The sequence below is a fragment of the Acidiphilium sp. PM genome (genome assembly GCF_000219295.1).
Classification (GTDB): domain Bacteria; phylum Pseudomonadota; class Alphaproteobacteria; order Acetobacterales; family Acetobacteraceae; genus Acidiphilium; species Acidiphilium multivorum.
Window position 1 is genome coordinate 1 of record NZ_AFPR01000060.1, and the last position, 1,288, is coordinate 1,288.

Here is a 1,288-nt window from a genome sequence, read left to right on the forward strand (position 1 = left end):
CAACACCCGCTCACGGGCAAATAAACTATTGATATCGCCAGCCTTTATAAAACTAACTGTCCAAGTGGGGCAATAGCGCGGACCGATCCGCTTCGACACCGATGATCTCATGCCGGTTATTTTGTTGTTGGCTCTCTCGAAAAGGGTAACCTTATGTGCGCCTGAGCGAATATATAAGGCAACCACACCAAGGGACTGATTGATGCTCAAGAAACTATTGCTTGCGGCCACCATTGCCTGCGCCGCCGCCCCGGCGGCCCATGCCGGCGCCGGCCCGCTCGTTCTCGGCACGGCGGCGAATCCGCCGAAAGGCCCAGGGCCGGGGAAGGTGTTCGTGGTGAACCCGGCAACGCGCACAGCCCAGGCCGCCAGCTTCGCCAAGGCCGGAACCCCGGCAGGTAACAGCTTCTACGCCGGGTATGACGCGGCGACGCGGACGGTCTTCGTGCCTTCGCCGATTGGCCGCATCACCATGCTCAATGCCGAAACTGGCCGGCGGATGGGGGCGTTCCCGACCATCAAAGGCGCACGCGTCGCCCGCGTGCTGCCGCGCGAGCGCCTTCTCGTCGTGCTTTCGGCCAAGACGCTCGCCGCCTATTCCCTCGCCGGTCACCAGACGGTCTTCACTCTTGCCGTCGGCGGCAACGCGCTCGCCACCAATCAGGCTGAAACGGAACTCTATGTCGGCGGCAATATGGACCGGCAGATCAGCGTCGTCGCCCTGCCGTCTGGCCGCGTCGTCAGGTCCTATCCGGTGGCCCGCTCCGGCGACCTTGTCACCGCCGACGGCCAGCTGTTCTCGGCGGACATGATGAACGGGGTGATGAGCGTCATCGATACTGTAACCGGCACTATCACGCAGATCAGAACACCCGAGATCGACCCCCATTTCTCCTACGCGGCGATTCCGCATGCCACGGCGGGCTTCATGCAGCTTGCCACCTCGCCCGATGGAAACACCGTCTATGCCGCCGGGTTTTCCGGGCACATCCTGAAATTCTCGGCCCAGACGGCGAAATATCTCGGCGAGATCGCGGTCCGTCCGGCGAAGGGCATGAACCAGCTTAGCGGCCTGGCTGTCCTCGACCATGGCAAGGACGCGCTGGTTACCGTGGAAAACCGTCATGAAGCCGCTTTGGTCAGTTTGCGGGACGGCAAGGTGAGCCACCTCTTCAAGGGTGTGGCCAGTAATCGCTGGATCGTCGCCGCCGGACACTGACGCGGCTTCCTTCAACTCCCTATTGTGCCGCCCGCCGGGGATCTGAGCCTCAGCGGGTTCACGCCTCGT

The 1,288-nt window shown here is 62.7% G+C and carries 2 protein-coding genes; one reads left to right on the plus strand and one right to left on the minus strand.

Features of this window, described 5'->3' with window-relative positions:
* Positions 1-210 (minus strand): hypothetical protein (locus APM_RS22365; RefSeq protein ID WP_206740693.1); only part of this gene is annotated, 210 nt, incomplete at its 3' end.
* Between APM_RS22365 and APM_RS02100 the strand changes: the two genes are divergently transcribed.
* Positions 203-1,219, plus strand: coding sequence for a YncE family protein (locus APM_RS02100; protein WP_039887563.1), 1,017 nt, complete (start codon positions 203-205; stop codon positions 1,217-1,219). The genes APM_RS22365 and APM_RS02100 overlap by 8 nt on opposite strands.
* Positions 1,220-1,288 lie beyond the last annotated feature (69 nt).